At 62.2% G+C, this 19,575-nt stretch carries 17 protein-coding genes; 3 read left to right on the forward strand and 14 right to left on the reverse strand.

What is annotated here, in order from left to right; genetic code table 11:
- Complete coding sequence (locus ACFOSU_RS07150) at positions 1–498, reverse strand: TRAP transporter small permease subunit (protein WP_380687905.1); 498 nt, start codon at positions 496–498, stop codon at positions 1–3.
- Positions 499–652: 154 nt separating this feature from the next.
- On the opposite strand from ACFOSU_RS07150, the gene ACFOSU_RS07155 reads away from it, so the two are divergent.
- From ACFOSU_RS07155 to ACFOSU_RS07165, 3 genes are read left to right on the forward strand one after another with little or no spacing between them, the layout of a single operon-like run.
- The gene (locus ACFOSU_RS07155; protein ID WP_380687907.1) at positions 653–1,414 is read left to right on the forward strand and encodes a GntR family transcriptional regulator; all 762 of its coding nucleotides are present in this window, start codon (positions 653–655) and stop codon (positions 1,412–1,414) included.
- Positions 1,407–2,204, forward strand: coding sequence for an enoyl-CoA hydratase-related protein (locus ACFOSU_RS07160; protein ID WP_380687909.1), 798 nt, complete (start codon positions 1,407–1,409; stop codon positions 2,202–2,204). The genes ACFOSU_RS07155 and ACFOSU_RS07160 overlap by 8 nt, the downstream gene beginning before the upstream one ends.
- Positions 2,205–2,221: 17 nt before the next feature.
- A complete protein-coding gene (locus ACFOSU_RS07165; RefSeq protein ID WP_380687911.1) occupies positions 2,222–3,766 on the forward strand; it encodes an AMP-binding protein in 1,545 nt (514 codons plus the stop codon).
- Positions 3,767–3,902: 136 nt separating this feature from the next.
- On the opposite strand, the gene glmS is transcribed toward ACFOSU_RS07165, so the two are convergent.
- The 13 genes from glmS to atpB all read right to left on the reverse strand — a co-directional run bounded on the left by glmS (position 3,903) and on the right by atpB (position 19,575).
- On the reverse strand, positions 3,903–5,732 hold the full coding sequence (gene glmS / locus ACFOSU_RS07170; protein WP_380687913.1) for a glutamine--fructose-6-phosphate transaminase (isomerizing): 1,830 nt from the start codon (positions 5,730–5,732) through the stop codon (positions 3,903–3,905).
- Between the two features lie 57 nt (positions 5,733–5,789).
- Complete coding sequence (gene glmU / locus ACFOSU_RS07175; protein ID WP_380687915.1) at positions 5,790–7,166, reverse strand: bifunctional UDP-N-acetylglucosamine diphosphorylase/glucosamine-1-phosphate N-acetyltransferase GlmU; 1,377 nt, start codon at positions 7,164–7,166, stop codon at positions 5,790–5,792.
- 30 nt (positions 7,167–7,196) lie between these two features.
- Positions 7,197–9,680: a glucans biosynthesis glucosyltransferase MdoH gene (gene mdoH, locus ACFOSU_RS07180; RefSeq protein WP_380687917.1), complete on the reverse strand. Its 2,484-nt coding sequence runs from the start codon at positions 9,678–9,680 to the stop codon at positions 7,197–7,199.
- Positions 9,677–11,311, reverse strand: a complete 1,635-nt coding sequence (locus tag ACFOSU_RS07185; RefSeq protein WP_380687919.1) for a glucan biosynthesis protein — start codon at positions 11,309–11,311, stop codon at positions 9,677–9,679. Before ACFOSU_RS07185 ends, mdoH begins: the two co-directional genes overlap by 4 nt.
- Positions 11,312–11,442: 131 nt before the next feature.
- The gene (locus ACFOSU_RS07190) at positions 11,443–12,642 is read right to left on the reverse strand and encodes a hypothetical protein (protein WP_380687922.1); all 1,200 of its coding nucleotides are present in this window, start codon (positions 12,640–12,642) and stop codon (positions 11,443–11,445) included.
- 171 nt (positions 12,643–12,813) lie between these two features.
- Positions 12,814–13,227: a F0F1 ATP synthase subunit epsilon gene (locus ACFOSU_RS07195; RefSeq protein ID WP_380687924.1), complete on the reverse strand. Its 414-nt coding sequence runs from the start codon at positions 13,225–13,227 to the stop codon at positions 12,814–12,816.
- 72 nt (positions 13,228–13,299) lie between these two features.
- Entirely contained in the window at positions 13,300–14,706 is a 1,407-nt protein-coding gene (atpD, locus tag ACFOSU_RS07200) for a F0F1 ATP synthase subunit beta (protein WP_380687926.1), read from the reverse strand.
- Between the two features lie 74 nt (positions 14,707–14,780).
- The gene (gene atpG / locus ACFOSU_RS07205; RefSeq protein ID WP_380687928.1) at positions 14,781–15,641 is read right to left on the reverse strand and encodes a F0F1 ATP synthase subunit gamma; all 861 of its coding nucleotides are present in this window, start codon (positions 15,639–15,641) and stop codon (positions 14,781–14,783) included.
- 55 nt (positions 15,642–15,696) lie between these two features.
- A complete protein-coding gene (gene atpA, locus ACFOSU_RS07210; protein ID WP_380687930.1) occupies positions 15,697–17,238 on the reverse strand; it encodes a F0F1 ATP synthase subunit alpha in 1,542 nt (513 codons plus the stop codon).
- Between the two features lie 69 nt (positions 17,239–17,307).
- A complete protein-coding gene (locus tag ACFOSU_RS07215; RefSeq protein WP_380687933.1) occupies positions 17,308–17,844 on the reverse strand; it encodes a F0F1 ATP synthase subunit delta in 537 nt (178 codons plus the stop codon).
- A 2-nt stretch (positions 17,845–17,846) separates the two neighbouring features.
- Positions 17,847–18,320, reverse strand: coding sequence for a F0F1 ATP synthase subunit B (locus ACFOSU_RS07220; RefSeq protein WP_380687936.1), 474 nt, complete (start codon positions 18,318–18,320; stop codon positions 17,847–17,849).
- A 48-nt stretch (positions 18,321–18,368) separates the two neighbouring features.
- Positions 18,369–18,638, reverse strand: a complete 270-nt coding sequence (gene atpE, locus ACFOSU_RS07225) for a F0F1 ATP synthase subunit C (protein WP_380687939.1) — start codon at positions 18,636–18,638, stop codon at positions 18,369–18,371.
- A 91-nt stretch (positions 18,639–18,729) separates the two neighbouring features.
- Positions 18,730–19,575 carry a F0F1 ATP synthase subunit A gene (atpB, locus tag ACFOSU_RS07230; protein WP_380687941.1) on the reverse strand — a complete coding sequence of 282 codons (846 nt, stop codon included), beginning with the start codon at positions 19,573–19,575 and terminating at the stop codon, positions 18,730–18,732.

Below are 19,575 nucleotides of genomic sequence, written 5' to 3' on the forward strand. Positions count from 1 at the left end.
TTACTCCCTTTTATCCCGCGCACCGGTGAGCGTGTCCCACACGCCAATCAGCGATTGAATGAGAAGCGCAAGAGAGCCCAGAGGTATAAGGGATTGCGGCATCCACAACGGAGTGCCCAACGCGCTCGACGCCCGCCAGCCGAAGTTGTAGTTCGCCAAAGTCATATGCCACCCGCTCCATAGCAGCGCAGCGGAGACAATGGCTGCAACTGCAAACATGGCCAGATCCGAAACACGCTGACCAAGCCAGCCCCCTGTTTCACGCAGCAGATCCATCCGGATATGCCCGTCAATACGCAACGTCCAGGCGGCCCCAAGAAAAGTCACTGCTACCAGCAAATAGCTGGAGATCTCGGTTACCCAGATCGTCGGACGACCCAGGAGGTAGCGACTGACCACTTCGTAGGTGACAGACAGCGCCATGATGGCGATGACTAGAGCACAGAGGGCGAACAGCAGGCGGCTGAACCCTTCCAGAATAGTTCGTACGGCTGCCATCGATCTCCCCTTCGGATGACTACTCCGCCAAGTGTTAACTCAGCACAAAGGTATTCTGTCGTTTCCAGACGTTACACAAGGTTTGTCATTCTGTATACTGTTTTGAGTTTACTGTGCTCGCCTTAATGGCTCAACCCGCGGAGACCGGACAGTTATGACGGATAAATACGCGGCAAAACCAGATAAGCAACCCAATGTTTCTCAAGCCGAAATAGTTCGTCACGGCTTGGCGCGAGACATCATGGTGGGGCGGCTTACACCCGGCGATTTCCTGTCGGAGTCGCAAATAGGCCAAGAGTATGGCGTCTCGAGGACGCCTGTTCGTGAAGCGATTCGCAGCTTGGCTGCCGATGGGCTCGTCACACTCCGCCCTAGACAGCGTGCCGTGGTAAAAGGCCAGACAGCTGCGGAAATTCTCGATCAATTCGAGGCTATGGCGGAGTTGGAAGCGGCATGTGCGCGCCTAGCGGCTCGCCGACGCGGTCGCGATGAACTTGCGCGGATGGAAAAACATCAGGCGGAGTGCCGCACTCGATGCATTGACGCCGATCCGACGCATTATTACGAAGCGAATGTAGGTTTTCATGAAGCGATCTATGCCGCTTCGGGCAACCACTATCTCTGGACTGAGACATTGCGACTACGCGACCGAATGTGGTTCCTGCGTATCACCCAGGGCCGACTACCAGGCCGGCTCGCTGAATCATCCTCGGAGCACGATGCGGTTCTGGCTGCGATTCGCACACAGGATGAGGAGGCCGCCGCCAATGCAATGCGTACGCACCTTATCCTGCAGGGAGAGAGTCTCCACACCATGCTCAGACATACGAACGCCGCAGGCATCGTTCATATTTCAGAGATGCATGACTCGGTCGTTGAACAGCTGGCCATGGAAACGGGAATTCGTGATGAGTGAGACCAAGACACCGCATGTGGAACTACAGCTAGAGCACGGCATCGCCCGACTAACGCTCTGCAATCCTGAACACCGCAATGCAATAACGCGCCGCATGTGGGAGGAACTAACCCAGATTACCAGCGATCTCGCGATACGCCGGGACCTACGCGTGGTCATGATCCGCGGCGTGGGCCCGGACGCATTTGCATCCGGCGCCGATATCAGCGAGTTCGGCGAGAATCGTCGCAGCTCGGAGCAAGCTGCTGACCATACGGCCGCGATCCAGGAAGCCATTGACGGGATCGAGGCCATACCGGTACCTGTCGTTGCCCTTATTCATGGGTTTTGCATTGGCGCAGGCACAGCTATCGCTCTTGCCTGCGATCTGCGTTATCTGGACAACAACGCCCGTTTCGGGATCCCGGCTGCGCGGCTCGGTATTGGCTACAGCCCACTTTGGATCAAGAGACTGGTCGACGTCGTCGGCCGCGCCACCGCGGGCGAGATTCTGATGACCGGCCAGTTCCTGAGCGCGGACAAGGCGCTGCGGTGTGGCTTTGCGAATGAAGTAGTACCGGCAGCAGACCTCGACGAGTTCGTCGAAAAACAGCTTGCGGTAATCGCGGCAAACGCTCCCTTATCGGTGGCGGCAGCCAAGGTCAGCCTGCGCGAGATTGCGGCATTCGATCGAGATCGAGACTGGCAGGCGCCGTTCGCCGCCGTCCAGGCATGTGCTGAGAGTAGCGATTACCAATCAGCACTAACCGCTTTTGCCAACAAGCAGACGCCGGTCTTTTACGGCGAATAACGAGGAAGGAATACACGGTGACTAATCTGAAGCAATTCCCCACGCTGTCGCAGGCGCTGGCACACCACGCTGCCACGCGCCCCGACGCACCGGCGTTGTCTTTCCATCCTGCCAACGACGAGGCCGGAAGCGATTGGATGACCTTCGGCGAGGCGAATGCGCAGGTAAGCGCGATTGCAGCAGCGTTGCGCCAGCATGGGGTCGCTTCGGGTGACCGCGTGGCGGTACGCCTTGGCAAATCGGCTGTCGGACTATTACTGTTTCTGGGCGTACTGCGTGCCGGCGCGATTTACGTACCCGTCAACCCCAAATTCACCTCGCGAGAGACAGGCATCCTGCTTGAGGATGCGACGCCGTCTCTGCTGATCGACAATAAATCCGCGGAACTGGACGACGCGGTGCGGGAAAAAGTCAGAGTACTCGGATTTCGCAACGGCGAATCAGACGACTTGATGAATAGTGGGCGAGCCACCGGAGCCGTTGCCGAAGAACCCGGCTCGAATGACTATGCCGCCATGCTCTTCACATCCGGCACGACCGGCCGTCCGAAAGGCGCTCCATTAACCCACGGCAACCTGATGTCGAATATCGGCGCTCTGGGGGCCGTTTGGGGCATCAGTCCTGGCGATCGCGTTCTACACGTCCTGCCCGTATTCCACGCGCATGGTCTGTTCATCGCGGCTGCGCTTCCGCTCGCTCACGGCGCGAGCGTCATCGTTACTGAGAACTTTGACGCAGCTCAGACTATCCGCCTGCTGCCCGAGGCGACCGTATTCATGGCGGTCCCGGCGATTTATACCCGGCTCGTCCAACGCGAGGACTTCAATCAAGCAGCATGCCGCCATCTGCGACTCGCCACATCGGGATCGGCGCCGCTCTCCCCCGAGCTCTTTCAGACACTCCGTGATCGGATGGGAATTTACGTAGTCGAGCGCTACGGCCTGACCGAGACGTCCATATTAACCACCAACCCGATCGACGGATCGGCCCGGGTCGGCTCCGTAGGCAAACCGTTGCCGACCGTCGAATTGCGCATTGCGGATGAAACCGGCGCAGCCCTGCCGCCCGGCGAAGTCGGGCAACTGCACGCAAGAACCCCGTCGACCATTCGAGGCTATTGGAATCGCCCCGAACTCGGCGACGAATGGTCTGAAGATGGCTTCTTCGACACCGGCGACATGGGCCGTATCGACGAGGATGGATTCGTCTGGTTGGTAGGCCGCAAGAAAGAACTCATCATTTCCGGCGGCTATAACGTTTATCCGAGAGAAGTTGAGAATGTGCTTGAAACAGTGCCCGGAGTCGATGAGGCCGCCGTACTAGGCGTGCCACATCCGGATTTCGGCGAAGGCGTCGTCGCAGCGATCAAGTGCGATCCTGCCCATCCCGTCAGCCGCGAGGAAATTGACAAGCTCACGGCACGCGATCTTACGAGTTACAAGCGCCCCAAGGCAGTCGTCTTCCTTGAGGAATTTCCGCGCAACGCGATGGGCAAGGTGATGAAGAACGAACTTCGCCAAATCTATGCCACTATTTTCAGCGATAACGACGCATCTTCCTGAGATCGAACACGCAACAGCCTAGGTTATTTGCTTAACCGCTTTAAACCCAAGAGTTGTAGTCACGCGAGCATACTCATGGGCTCAATTTTTGACGGACATTAATGTCTGTCATCGACCCCAATGCACTGATTGATCGCTATTCCACAGTTACGGATTTCGCCAGGTTGCGCGGCTGATCGACGTCGGTGCCCTTGGCGACGGCGACGTGATAGGCCAGCAGTTGCAAGGGCACCGTGTAGGCGATGGGCGCCAGGGTATCGTCGACGTGGGGCATGTCCAGCACGGTCATTCCGGGGCCGGTATTGAGGCCGGCATCGGCGTCGGCGAAGACATAAAGCTTGCCGCCGCGGGCGCTGACTTCCTGCAGGTTGGACTTCACTTTTTCCAGCCAGTCATTTTTGGGCGCAACGGCAATAACGGGCATATTCTCGTCGACCAGCGCAAGCGGGCCGTGCTTGAGTTCGCCGGCGGCGTAGGCTTCGGCGTGCAGGTAGGAGATTTCCTTGAGCTTGAGCGCGCCTTCCATGGCGATCGGGTACATCGGCCCGCGCCCGAGGAACAGGGCGTGCTGCTTGTCGACGAATTCTTCGGCGAGATGCCGAATGGCGTCGTCGAGTTCCAGCACCTGGCTGACCGCGGTATGGATCTTGCGGATATCGGCGGCGAGGTGGCCGCGCTTTTGGGCGTCGCGGTCGAGCATTCCGGTCAGCAGCAGCAGGCAAAGCAGCTGCGTGGTGAACGCCTTGGTGGAGGCAACGCCGATTTCGGGGCCGGCGCGGGTCATCATCACGAGGTCCGACTCACGGGTGAGCGAACTCTCCGGCTTGTTGCATACCGCCAGCGTGGCCAGGTACCCCTGCCCCTGCGGCAGGTCCTTGGCATAGCGCAGTGCCGCGAGCGTATCCGCGGTCTCGCCAGACTGGGACAGGGTGACGAACAGACAGTTCTTGGGCACCACCGGGTTGCGATACCGGTATTCGCTGGCCAGTTCCACGTTGCAGGGAATCCGCGCCATGGCTTCGAGCCAGTAACGCGCCACCAGCCCGGCGTGATAGCTGGTACCGCAGGCGACAATATGGATCGCTTCCACCTGCGACAGCAATGCCTCGGCGTCAGTGCCGATGCTGGAGGCAAGAATATCGTCGACAGACAGGCGCCCTTGCCAGGTATCGGTCAGGGCCTGCGGCTGCTCATAGATTTCCTTGAGCATGAAATGCCGATAGCCGCCTTTCTCGGTCGCCGAGATCGACAGGCCCGACTCCTTGACCGGCCGCTCGATCGGCGCGCCGTGTAGGTCCGTGATCGCGAACGTATCCGGCGTGATCACCACCAGATCGCCTTCCTCGAGATAGACGAAATTGCGCGTGACCGGCAAAAGTGCAGCCACATCGGAGGCCACGAAGTGTTCACCGATACCGACGCCGAGCACCAACGGCGAGCCGCTGCGGGTGGCGACCAGGGTCTGCGGATCGTCGCGACTGACTACGGCGAGCGCATAGGCGCCGTGCAGTTCGGCCACCGCGCGGCGCACCGCCTCGGCGAGATCGGCGCTGTCATCCAGATAGCTCTCGATCAGATGGGCGACGACTTCGGTGTCGGTCTGCGAGGTGAAGGCGTAGCCGGCTTCAATGAGCCGCTGCTTGAGCGATTCGAAATTCTCGATGATGCCATTGTGTACCACCGCGACCCGATCGGCCGACGTATGCGGGTGGGCATTGATTTCGGACACGCCACCGTGGGTTGCCCAGCGGGTGTGGGCCACACCCAGTGTACCGGGGCGCGGCTCGGCTTCGAGCTTGTCGGCGAGCGCCTGTACCTTGCCGACGGCACGCGTACGATCAAGCACGCCGCCGTTGACGAGCGCCATTCCGGCGGAGTCGTAGCCGCGGTATTCGAGACGCCGCAGCCCCTCCAGCAGAATGGGTTCGACGTTGCGCTGAGCGCTGGCTCCGACAATTCCGCACATGGTGTTATTGCTCTCGTATTCCGAAAACCCGGCTCGGCCGCAGCAGGCGACGCCCGCTCAGTCGTGCCCAGGGTTGTCTTTGCGCGGCCGTTTCCAGCCCTCGACCGTGAATTGTTTCGGCCGCGACAAGGTCAGGCTGTCGGCAGGCGCGGTCTTGGTGATGGTAGAACCCGCGCCGATGGTGGCGCCCCGCTCTACCGACACCGGCGCCACCAGCTGGCAATCCGAGCCGATGAAGGCGTCGTCGCCGATCGTGGTGACGTGTTTGTTGGCGCCGTCGTAATTGCAGGTGATCACGCCGGCGCCGATGTTGACGTTATCGCCCACGCGGGCATCGCCGACATAGCTCAGATGATTGATCTTGCTGCCCTTGCCCAGCTTGATCTTCTTGGTTTCCACGAAATTGCCGATCTTGGCACGATCGCCCAGTTCGGTATCGGGACGCAGACGCGCGAACGGCCCGATCTGGCAGCGCGAGCCGATCACGGCATGTTCGATCACGGTATGCGACAGCACCTGGGTATGGTCGCCAATGGTGCAGTTGCGCAGCACGCAGTGGGGGCCGATGCTCACGCCTTCGCCCAGCACGACCTCGCCCTCGATCACCGCGTTGACATCGATGATGGTGTCGCGGCCCGCGCGCAGCGCGCCCCTGAGGTCGAATCGTTCGGGATCGCGCAGGGTCAGGCCCTGGGCCATCAGTGCTTCGGCCTGGCGGCGCTGCAGCAGGCGCTCTGCCACCGCCAGATCGCGCTTGTCGTTGATGCCCTGGGTTTCCTCGACGCTGCCCGCCTGGCCGGCAATGATGTTCACGCCGTCGCCCGAAGCCATGGCGATGCAGTCGGTGAGGTAGTACTCGCCCTGGGTATTCTCGTTGGTCAGCCGCGACAGCCAGTCGCGCAGATGCGAGGCCTGCGCACAGATTAGCCCGGTGTTCACTTCGCGAATGTAGCGTTCGTCGGCGCTGGTGTCCTTCTCCTCGACGATGCCGACGACGCGGTTGTCGTCGTCGCGCTTGATCCGGCCATAGCCGGACGGATCGTCGAGCACGACCGTCAGCAGCGCGAGCGCCGCATCACCGGCAGCATCCACCAGGTGCGACAGGGTGCCGGCACGAATCAACGGCACGTCACCATAGAGCACCAGCACCTGGGCGCCGTCGGGCACCGCGTCGATGGCCTGATTCACGGCGTGTCCGGTGCCCAGCTGCTGTTCCTGGAACACCCAGTTGACGTCCAGATAACCCAGCGCGGACTGCACCTGCTCGGCACCGTGCCCGTAGACGACATGGATGCACTCGGGATCCAGCGTCTGCGCGGCCTCCACGACATGCTTCAACAGAGGACGATCACCCAGCGGTTGGAGCACTTTAGGCAACGCGGAATGCATGCGTTTGCCTTTGCCCGCCGCCAATACGACGATATGTAGACCCATTTTTGGCTGCACTCGAATACTGTAACGGGACTATACAGACACGGTCGGCGCTTGCGTAGGCACAGCGTCGAGCCATTGCCCCCAGGCTGCCGGTGCATCGGCCCAGACGCGCTCGTGCAGCCACTGCATCCGCGCCGGATCGGCCAGCAGTGTGCGCTGTTCACCGGTATCGACCGAGTCCGGGCCCTGCTCGAGCGCGCGCGCGGCGAGTTCGCACCGGTAGCCCTCGAGTTCGGCAGAGTAATGGCGCGCGCGCCCCTGCAGGCCGATATGCAGCGCGTTGAGCACCGGATCGACCACCGCATCCACAAACCGCCCTTCCGGCGCCGCATTCGCCTCCAGTTCAACGACCCGCGCCAGAACCGGCGGCGGATTGCGCTCTTCCGGAATCAACTGTAGATCCTGATTACGCAGCCAGATCCCCAGATCCGCGCGTGATGTGATCACGGTAACCGCAGGCGCCAATATCAACGGCACCAGAATCGGCGCCAGCCACGGCGCGAATCCGGGCGTGTACCAGACCAGAAGTCCGCCCCAGACAAGTGCCATCAGCATGCCAGGCAGATGAAAACGCAGCGCGCGCAGCCAGGCGACCTGGGCATCGGCGCGCTGCTGCGAATCCCATTTCACCTGCAACCCGACCACGGTCATGAACACGAACCGGGTGTGCGCGAGCATGCGGATCGGCGCCAGCAACGAGGTGAGCACGATCTCGATCAGCGTGGAGCCGATCAGGCTGCCGACCCCGCCGAAATCCCGCTGGCGCCCGCGCGCCACGATCATCACCACGCCCAGAATCTTGGGCAGGAACAACACCACGAGCGTGGCGATGAACAGGCTCACAGCCCAGATCGGCTGCCAGACCGGCCATTGCGGAAACAACGAGCCGGCAACCGGGAAATAATCGGGCGTACGCAGCGCTTCGAGGATCGCCTCGGTGCTCGACAGCAGCAGGAACAAGAACCAGATCAATGCCGAGGTGTAGGCCATGACGCCATTGGCGAACAGGGCGCGATGCGCCGGCGCCAGATTGTCCGAGAACAGCAGCCGGATATGCTGGATATTGCCCTGGCACCAGCGTCGATCGCGGCCCAGCTCGTCGAGCAGCGTCGGCGGCACCTCCTCGTAGCTGCCGGCCAGATCGTAGGCGATATACACGCCCCAGCCGGCGCGGCGCATGAGCGCCGCCTCGACGAAATCGTGCGACAGAATCTCGCCCGACAACGCGCCCCGCCCGGGCAGGCGCGGCAGCGCGCAGTGGGCCATGAACGGCGCAATCCGGATGATCGCGTTATGACCCCAGTAGTGGGCGTTGTCGAGATGCCAGAAATGCAGCCCGGCCGCGAACATGCGCCCGTAGACACGGGTCGCGAACTGCTGCACACGGGCGAGCAGGCTGTCACGGTTGACCGCGGTCGGCGGGGTCTGGATCAGGCCCGCGCTCGGATTGGCCTGCATCCGATCGACCATGGCGGTGAGCGTCTTGCCGACCATGATGGAATCGGCGTCGAGCACGATCATGTAGCGGTAGTGCCCACCCCAGCGGCGGCAGAAGTCGGCCAGATTGCCGCTCTTGCGCTTGACCCGCGCGCGCCGGCGCCGGTAATGGAGACGATCGAAGGCATCCAGATCGCGGCAGGCATCGGCCCAGGCCTGCTGCTCGGCGACAATGGTGTCGGGCTTGACCGAATCACTGAGCACGAAGAAATCGAACTCGTCGAGGCGCCCGGTCGCCTGCAGCGACTCGAAGATGGCGCGCAGCCCCGCGAAGGTGCGCGAGACATCCTCTTCATAGATCGGCATGACGATGGCCGTACGGGCGCCGTCGTCGGCATCGGGATTCTGCTCGCCGCGCACCAGATAGCGATCGCCGCGCCAGAGTACGAAAAAGCCGGACAGCGCGGTCCAGAAACCGACCAGAATCCAGGCGAACAGCATGAAGGCCGCGCCCAGAATGAAGGTTTCCAGCAGGGTGGCGCCGCGATGCGGCAGCACCGTACCCATGTAGGCGGCGGCACTGCCCGCCGGCACCGCAACCATCAGCGCGAGCAGGCATTGCCGCCAGCGCACGATGGATTTCAATCGACTGGGCACCGCACGCGGCAATCCGCCCGCGCCCCGGCGCAGCCAGGGCAGCAGCGGCGACAGCACGCGCCACGGCCGGCGATCGATATCCGACGGCGACATGGGCCAGCGGTTGAGCCGGGGCATCGAGGCACCGCGCAGCACGCCACTCGCGGTGCTCGATTCGCGCGGGCCCAGCCCCGGATAGCCGGCCTCGACGCAGGCCGCGAGCGATTTCTCGTCATCGCTGTCCTCGCGGCCGGGCGCGCCGTGCTCGTCGCGACGCAGATGCCGGCGCAGGCAGGTCAGTGCATCGCCGCGATTGGCCGGCGATGTGGCCAGGACCGCCTTTCGCAGTGCATTGCGACGATCCGCGCCGATCGGCAACCGTGCGAGATAGGCATCGAGGCCCTCGGCGACCGCGGGGTCGATAACGTCCGCCTGACTCACGGAGAGAGCGCGTAGGTCCAGGTTTCCGTCAGCGCCCCTCCGTTAACGTCGGCGAGAAAGGCGCGCAGCTCCAGCGGCGAATCCAGCGAATCGGTGGGCACCAGGAACGTCAGGCGCCAGCCGCCGGTATGCGGGTTGCGCACGGCCTGGATGTTGTTGATGGTCGCGTCGCGCATGGCGTTCACGCGCGGCTGCACGGCGTTGGGATCGGTTAGATTGCCCAGGTCGCCGCCGGCGAATTCGATCGCCACGCGAACCGTGTTGCGCGGCTGCCCGGGGACGACCGCGGCGCGGCCGATACGCGAGGCCACGGTATGGCCGAACGAATCCGGCGCGGCCAGCTCCGAGCTCCATTTGATGTCGTAGGCGAAATGCAGACGCTGATTGGCCGTGACCGGCGCCTTCGGTACCCAGTACAGCGCGATGTTGTCGTTGACTTCGCTGTCGGAGGGAATCTGCACCAGCTCGAGATGACCTTCGCCCCAGTCGCCCTGCGGGGTGATCCAGGCATTCGGACGTTTCTCGTACTCGTATTCGAGATCCTGATAATGATCGAATTTACGGTCCCGCTGGAGCAGCCCGAAGCCGCGCACGTTGCCGGCGGAAAATTGATTCATCCACAGCTTCTGCGGATTCACCAATGGCCGCCACAGCCACTCGCCGTTGGCGGACGCAATGAGCATGCCGTCGGAATCGTGCGCCTCGGGCCTGAAATCATCCAGCCGCCGCAGGCTGTTCTCGCCCCAGGAGAACATGCTGGTCAGCGGTGCGATACCGAGCTTGGCGATCGGCTTGCGGGTGAACAGCGTGACTTCCACATGCGTGACAGTCGCCGTGCCGGGCTTGATCTCGAACCGGTAGGCGCCGCTGACACTCGGCGAGTCCAGCAGCGCATAGACGGTCATGCTGTCGCCGTCTTTTTTTGGCTCCACCAGCCAGAAATCGGTGAACAGGGGAAATTCCTCACCCTTATCGCTACCCGTGTCGATCGCCAGGCCGCGTGCGGACAGGCCGTAGTGTTCGTCGGCGCCCAGGCCGCGAAAATACGAGGCCCCGAGGAAGGACTGTATCTCGTCCAGCTTGTTCGGATCGTTCAGGGCATGCAGCAGCTTGAAGCCCGCATAGCCCAGATCGTCGGGAATACGGTTTTTCAGATCATCGCTGGGATAACTGTAGCGGTTCTTGTCGAAAGCGAACGGCATGACGCCGTTGGCGTTGACCAGATTCATGTGCACGGGATAGGTGTAGTACGAGCCCGGGTGGTAGAACATGGCCTCGAAACCCAGCCCCGCGTCCCGCCACAGGGCCTGGTCGCGCTTGTACTTGATCTGGTCGAGACGGGAGAAGTCGAAATCCTTGAGGAATTTCGGAATCTGGGCCGGTGGCGTATAGGGTTTGCCCGCGCGCGTCTGGGCCTGGGCCACGACCTGATCGTAGCCGAACCCTGTCGGGGCGGGCGCGGCTTCGGGCGCGTCGGCGTTCTGAGCCGGGGCCGCCTTGGCCGGCGGCGTCTTCGACGCCTGTTTCTGGGCCTGCGCATCCGAGCCGGATTGTGCGAGTACCGGCGTCGCCACCAAGGCCATACAGACAAACCCGGTCTTCAGCAGGCCAATCGGCCATTGCCTTGTCATCATTCGCTCCACAGTGTCTCGACGCCCGCTTGGTGCCGTCCAGAGACAACACGACAACGCCCACGGTTCCGGCCGGCGACTGTTAATCTAACAAAATCGCGGGGAAACCGTTTAAAAACCAATTCAAGAAATCAATAACGACGCTGCCAGGGCACGCGCAGGCTGTTTGCCATCGAGCGCAGACCGGGCATGATGGCGGCCGTACTCTGGGTGAAATTCAACGTCATCTGCAGGTCGCCGCGGGTCGTGGACGACGGGCTCCAGCCGGCTGACAGATAGTCGAGGCTCAGATCGATATTGTCGCTGAGTTGGGAAAACCCGAGGCTCAGGCCCGTGCGCGTGCCCATGACAACGTTGTCGTACTGGCTGCCGCCGAGCGAGAAGCTCGGCGAAACCAGCGTATTCAAACCGGCGATACTGAGACCCCTGCTCGCCGATACCTGCCACATCGTACCCTGCACCGGCAGGGCCAGCGGCGCCGGCTGCTGGGCGTCGTACCAGCCCAGGCTGCTGTCGACGCGCCAGGATCGCCAGCGCGCCGTCTGCGATGCCAGCTCGAGTGCGATCGGCATCTCGCGGCCGTTGTCGTTGGCAACGGGCGCCCCCAGCTGGGCGCTCAGCCGCCAGGGCGTGCCCACATCGCTAAGCCTGGCGCTGCGCGACAGCACCAGTTTCTGCGCCAGGGCCGCCTGGCTGCGCTGCTGCGTGGCCTGGTGAAAACGCAGCTCGTGCGCAAACTGCCAGTTCGTGCCGAGACCGTACTCGCTATCCAGTTCCACGCCGCGATCGCCCGCGGCGATACTGCTGCCCAGCGCGCTGAACTCCGGATCGGCCTGGAAATAGCCCAGATTGTAGTTTGCGCCGCCCAACTGCTCGCTCAGGCCGATGCGCGCGGCACGACCACCGAGCGCCGTGGTGTCGGCACCGGTGTTGCTGACCTGGGCGAGCTCGGTGGTCAGATCCGGCAGATACCAGCGCCCCCCCAGATCGAGCTGATTCTCCGCGCGCACCAGCGTCTGGCTGGCTCGTAGTGTCGTACCGTCCCCCTCGGTCCGCAGCGCCGACACGCGCAGCAAGGAGGCATCGCGCTGGCCGGAGCGCCATTGCAGCCCGCTGGTCAGATACTGACGATCCTCGGTACTCAGCGAATCCACGCCGAAGAAGGCTTCGGCGCTGCCCAGCCCGCGCCCCAGACGGGACAGATCGAGCGTGCGCTCATCGCCGTGAATCGTGCGATCGAACGAGGACGACATGAACGGCGAGATGGACTTTGTAGGGCCAGCGAGTACGGCGAGCGGAAACAGCAGCGCAATCAAGGCGATTGCGGACAAAGCAGGTCGGATTCGCGGACAGCGACGCTGCATGGCGTGCACCGAGGTCGGTTAAACGATTGCGACGCAGAAATACGGCACCGCAACAATTTAAGCGATGCTCGCTTAAACCGCAAGTTACGCGTGAAAGCTCAGAACCCTACTGAGCTTTCAACGCGGCCTGCGGCGGCGCTAGTGGCCCGAGCGCAGTTTCTTGACCAGACTCAGACGCGCAGCGGCTTCCGCAAGCTCTGCCTGGGCACGCGCCATGTCGATACGATCGTCGGCCTTGGCCAGCGCCTCCTCGGCGCGCTGCTTGGCTTTTTCCGCAGCGGCCTCGTCGATATCGGCCGCGCGCTCAGCGGTATCGGCCATCACCGTAACCAGGTGCGGCTGAACTTCGAGAATACCGCCGGAGACGAAAAAGCTCTCCTCGTCCTTGCCGTCCTGCTGGATACGGACCTGGCCGGGGCGAATACGGGTCAGAAGCGGCGCGTGGCGTGGCGCAATGCCGACCTCGCCCAGCTCGGCGGCCACGAACACCATGGAAGCCGAGCCGGAATAAATCTGGCCTTCAGCGCTGACGACGTCGACGTGTAGTTTCATATCGCTGCTCTATGGGGTACGTGGCCGGCCCGCGTGGGCCGACCGTCCGGATTGTGGCGGGCGCGAGGGCTGTCAGGCCGCCTTCTTGCCCATGTCCTCGCCCTTCTTGACCGCTTCGTCGATGGTGCCGACCATGTAGAACGCCTGCTCGGGCAGGTGGTCGTAGTCACCGTCCACGATACCGCGGAAACCGCGGATGGTCTCGGACAGGGCCACGTACTTGCCAGGCGACCCCGTGAACACTTCGGCCACGAAGAACGGCTGCGACAGGAAGCGCTCGATCTTGCGCGCCCGCGATACCGACAGCTTGTCCTCTTCGGACAGCTCGTCCATGCCCAGAATCGCGATGATGTCCTTGAGCTCGCGGTAGCGCTGCAGGGTCTGCTGAACGTCGCGGGCACACTGGTAGTGCTCGTTGCCGATGACGTTCGGATCCAGCTGACGCGAGGTCGAATCCAGCGGATCCACGGCCGGGTAGATACCACGCTCGGCAATACCACGCGCCAGCACGACGGTGGCGTCCAGATGCGCGAAGGTGGTAGCCGGTGACGGATCGGTCAGATCGTCCGCCGGCACGTACACGGCCTGGATGGAGGTGATCGAGCCGGTCTTGGTGGAGGTGATGCGTTCCTGCAGCAGGCCCATTTCCTCGGCCAGGGTCGGCTGGTAACCCACCGCCGACGGCATACGACCCAGCAGCGCGGAGACTTCCGTGCCGGCCAGCGTGTAGCGATAGATGTTGTCGATGAACAGCAGCACGTCACGGCCTTCGTCGCGGAAGAACTCGGCCATGGTCAGGCCGGTGAGTGCCACGCGCAGACGGTTACCCGGGGGCTCGTTCATCTGGCCGTAGACCAGGGCCACCTTGTCGAGAACGTTGGACTCCTTCATTTCGTAGTAGAAGTCGTTGCCCTCGCGGGTACGCTCGCCGACACCGGCGAACACCGAGTAGCCGGAATGCTCGGCGGCGATGTTGCGGATCAGCTCCATCATGTTGACGGTCTTGCCCACGCCGGCGCCGCCAAACAGGCCGACCTTGCCGCCCTTGGCGAACGGACAGAGCAGATCGATGACCTTGATGCCGGTTTCCAGCAGTTCCTGGCCGCCGGCCTGGTCTTCGAAGCTGGGCGCGGCGCGATGAATCGGTGCGTTTTCCTCAGCGCCGATATCGCCCTGGTTGTCGATCGGATGACCGAGCACGTTCATGATGCGGCCGAGCGTCTTCTGGCCGACCGGCACCGAAATCGGGGCGCCGGTGTTCTCGACCTCGGCACCGCGGGTCAGGCCCTCGGTCACGCCCATGGCGATGCAGCGGACCACGCCGTCGCCGATCTGCTGCTCGACTTCCAGCACCAGATCGGCTGCTTCCTTGTCTTTGGCCTTGATGGTCAGCGCATCGTGAATGTGGGGCAACGATTCGCGATCGAATTCCACGTCTACCACGGGACCGATGATCTGTATGACTTTACCGCTACTCATATCCGATTCCTCACGTGGACAGCCCCGCGGGCCGCCAATCTGTGTCTTTAGTTAAGCTTCGCCTGCGCGCTTTTTTACGAAACCGCCGCGGCGCCCGCCACGATTTCCGACAGTTCCTGCGTGATCGCGGCCTGCCGCGCCTTGTTGTATTCCAGCTGCAGGTCTTCGATGATCTCTCCGGCGTTGTCAGACGCCGATTTCATCGCCACCATGCGTGCGGCCATCTCACAGGCCACGTTCTCGACCACGCCCTGATAGACCTGCGCCTCGATATAGCGCACCAGGATCGATTCCAGCAGCTCGCCGGCCTCGGGCTCGTAGATGTAATCCCAGTAATCGGGAAGATCGTTGTCTTCCTCGGCCGGCACCGGCAGCAGCTGCTGCACTTCCGGCTGCTGAGTCATGGTGTTCACGAACTGGTTGCCCATCAGGAACAGTCGATCGATATTGCTTTCGCGATAGTCGTCGAGCATGACCTTGATGGTGCCGATCAGGTCTTCCAGATGCGGCACGTCGCCCAGATCCGCGACTTCGGCCTTGAGATCCTTGAAGCGACGGAAGAAGCTCGCCGCCTTGCGCCCGACCACGACAACGTCCACCGGGACATTCTGTTTTTCCCAGTGGCGCAGCTCGGCCATCACCTTGCGGAACAGGTTGATGTTCAGGCCGCCACACAGGCCGCGATCCGTGGAGATCACGATCATGCCCACGCGCTTGACCTCGCGCTCGACCATGAACGGATGCTCGAAGTCCGGATTCGCCTGCGACAGATGCCCGATCGTACGTCGAATCTTGTCCGCGTACGGGCGCGCCGCCTCGACGCGCTCCTGAGCCTTGCGCATCTTGGAGGCAGCGACCATTTCCATGGCCTTGGTGATCTTCTGCGTATTCTCTACGCTCTTGATCTTGCCTTTGACTTCCTTTCCGCCGGCCATTACAGGACTCCGTTAGATAGATTCAGGAAACCGTTCCGGGCGAGGTCCGCGGACCTCACCAGGTATGCGTTTCCTTGAATTCCTTCATCGCCGCATGCAACTCGGACTGGATTTCGTCGGAGAAATCGCCCGTGTCGTTGATCTTGTCGACGAGCGCCTTCTGCTCGCTTTCCATGTACTGATGCAGCGAGGCCTCGAAATCGACGACCTTGTCGGCATCGACATCGTCGAGATAGCCCTTCTCGGCCGCAAACAGCGACGACGCCATCAGGGCCACCGACAGCGGCGAATACTGCTTCTGGATCATCAGCTTGGTGACACGTTCACCATGTTCGAGCTGTTTGCGCGTAGCTTCGTCCAGATCCGAGGCGAACTGGGCGAAGGCCGCCAGCTCGCGATACTGGGCCAGGGCCAGACGAATACCGCCGCCGAGCTTCTTGATGATCTTGGTCTGGGCCGAACCACCGACACGCGACACCGACAGACCGGCATTCACGGCCGGCCTGGTGCCGGCGTTGAACATGTCGGTTTCCAGATAGATCTGGCCGTCGGTGATCGAGATCACGTTGGTCGGCACGAACGCGGACACGTCACCGGCCTGGGTTTCGATGATCGGCAGCGCCGTCAGAGAACCGGTCTTGCCGGTGACCTTGCCGTCGGTGAGCTGTTCCACGTACTCGGCGTTGATGCGCGAAGCGCGTTCCAGCAGACGTGAATGCAGGTAGAACACGTCGCCGGGATAGGCTTCGCGGCCCGGCGGGCGACGCAGCAGCAGCGAGATCTGGCGATAGGCCACGGCCTGCTTGGACAGATCGTCGTACACGATCAGGGCGTCTTCGCCCTTGTCGCGGAAGAATTCGCCCATCGAGCAGCCGGCGTACGGCGCAATGTACTGCAGCGCAGGCGAGATCGCGGCACCGGCGGCGACCACGATGGTGTGCTCCATCGCGCCCTGTTCCTCGAGCTTGCGCACCACGCCGGCGATCGAGCTGTTCTTCTGCCCGATGGCCACATAGATGCACTTGATGCCCGTGCCCTTCTGATTGATGATCGCGTCGATCGCGATGGCGGTCTTGCCGATCTGGCGATCGCCGATGATCAGTTCACGCTGACCACGCCCGATCGGGATCATGGCGTCGATGGACTTGAGGCCGGTCTGCACCGGCTGATCCACCGACTGGCGCTCGATCACGCCCGGGGCGACCTTCTCGATCGGCGACGTCTGGGTCGTGCCCAGTTCGCCCTTGCCGTCGATGGGCTGGCCCAGCGGATCGACCACGCGGCCGAGCAGTTCGTCACCCACCGGCACTTCCAGAATACGGCCGGTCGTCTTGACCTCGCAGCCTTCCGAAATATGCGTGTATTCGCCCATGAGCACCGCGCCTACCGAATCCCGCTCGAGGTTGAGCGCGATCCCGAAGGTGCCGCCCGGGAATTCGAGCATTTCGCCCTGCATGGCATTGGCCAGACCGTGGATCTTGGCAATACCGTCCGCCAGGCTAACCAGCGTGCCGACGTTGCGTGACTCGGTAACGGACTCGAAGTTTTCGATCCGTTTCTTGATCAGGTCTGAGATTTCCGACGGATTGAGTTGCATTGACCTTATTCCTCTATATCCAGATCGCCGCGACGCCGTGCCGCGAACGGTTGATCGCCTGTGTTCGGGCTAGTGCGCCAGCGACTGACGCATGCGCTCGAGCTGGGCACGCAGCGATCCGTCGATAACCAGATCTCCGGCCCGGATCACGGCGCCGCCGATCACGTTTTCGTCCTGCTCGAACGTCAGTCGAACGCTGCGTGCCAGACGTTTTTCCAACGCCTTGGCGAGCGCGTCCTGCTGCGCGTCCGAGAACTCGGTGGCCGACGTCACATTGACGTCGACACGATGTTCCGCTTCGGCCTTGAACTGCTCGAACAGCCCGGCGATTTCCGGCGCCAGACGCAGACGATCGTTCTCGACCAGCAGGCGCACCAGATTGGTTGCCCCCTTGTTCAAGTCATCGCCAGCGACTTCCACGACCGCATCCGCGAGCTTGGCGTCCGATACTTCCGGATTATCCAGAAGCACGGCCACGTCCGCATTGGACACGATGGCCGACAGCGCAGCGAGCGCGACCGACCAGGCGTCGAGTTCGCCATTTGCCTCGGCGAGCTCGAACACCGCATCCGCGTAGGGACGGGCGAGCGTTTGCGTCTCGGCCATGACTAACGAATCCCCGCGACGAGATCGTCGATGATGTCGTTATGCGCCTTGGCGTCGATTTCACGCTTGAGAATGCGCTCGGCGCCGACCACGGCCAGCGAGCCCACTTCACGACGCAATTCGTCCTTGGCCGACAATACAGCCTGATCGACTTCCTCTCGGGCTGCGGTAACGATGCGCTCGCCTTCGACGCGCGCCTCTTCCCGGGCCCGATCCAGATTCTCGCTGGACTGGCGCTGTGCATTCGACAGGATCTCCTGCGCCTGCTCACGCGCCTTGGCGATCATCGCTTCGGCCTTGTCGGTAGCTTCGTTGAGCTCACGGACGCCGCGCTCCGCCGCCGCCAGACCTTCGCTGATGCGTTTCTGGCGGTCACGCATGGCCTGCATGACCGGCGGCCAGATGAACTTCATCGTAAACCAGATGAAGATCCCGAAGACGATCATCTGGGCCAGCAGAGTGGCGTTAATGCTCATGCCCGACTCCTGTTATGTGCCTCACGCGATACAAAAGCGTATCCGCTGTTAGCCGCCGGCGGCCGACTGCGCCGCCGCGATGAACGGGTTGGCGAAGGTGAAGAACAGCGCGATACCCACACCAATCATGGCCACGGCGTCGAGCAGGCCCGCGATCAGGAACATGCGGCCGGTAAGCATCGGTGCCATTTCCGGCTGACGGGCGATGCCCTCGAGAAACTTGCCACCCAGCAAGCCGAAACCAATTGCGGTGCCCAGCGCGCCGAAGCCGATGAGCAGGCCTACGGCCACCGCGGTCAAACCTACAACAATTTCCATAACTACCTCCTGCGAGAAAACAGTCTTAACAGACCCAGCCAATACCGACGACGAATTCGCCGACGCCAATCAAAATTCAAACGACCAGAAACTAATGGCCCTTTTCGTGCGCCATGCTCAGGTACACGATCGTCAACATCCCGAAAATGAACGCCTGCAGCGTGATCACGAGAATATGAAAGATGGCCCAGGCCGATGCCAGGGCAACCTGCAGCGCGAACAGCGGCACCGCGACCAGGCTTGCGCCGGCCTGCAGGGTGAACAACGCGATCAGAATGAACAGCAGTTCACCTGCGTACAAGTTCCCGAACAGTCGCAGGGACAGCGAAATCGGCTTCGCAATCTCCTCGACCAGCTTGAGCATCAGATTGAACGGGGCCAGCCACCAGCCGAACGGATGGGTCAGAAACTCTTTGACGTAGCCCCAGCCGCCCTTGATCTTGATCGAGTAGAAGATCACCAGCGCGAACACGGTCAATGACATGCCGAAGGTCATGTTCGGATCGGTCGTCGGCACCACGCGCAGATGCCCGATGCCCGCGCTCTGAGCCAGCAGCGGCAATGCATCGACCGGGATCAGATCCATGAAATTCATCAGGAACACCCAGATGAAGATCGTCAGCGCAAGCGGCGCGACCAGGCGCGAATCGCCGTGGAAAATGTCGCGCACCTGGGTATCGGTGAAATCGACGACCATCTCGACGAAGTTCTGCAGCTTGCCCGGCTCGCTGGCCGTGACCTTGCGTGCCGCCAGGTGAAAGAAGAACAGGAAGAACGCGCCCAGCACGATGGCGAAGAACAGGCTGTCCACGTTGAGCACCCAGAAACCGGAGGCGTGCGGATCGAACGAAAAGCTGCTCAGATCGAACGTCAGGTTCGTCAGGTGATGCTGGATATATTCGGTCGCGGGGTTGCCCCCTTGTTCCGCACTGGCCAT

Source organism: Salinisphaera aquimarina (genome assembly GCF_042643355.1).
GTDB classification, from domain to species: Bacteria; Pseudomonadota; Gammaproteobacteria; order Nevskiales; family Salinisphaeraceae; genus Salinisphaera; species Salinisphaera aquimarina.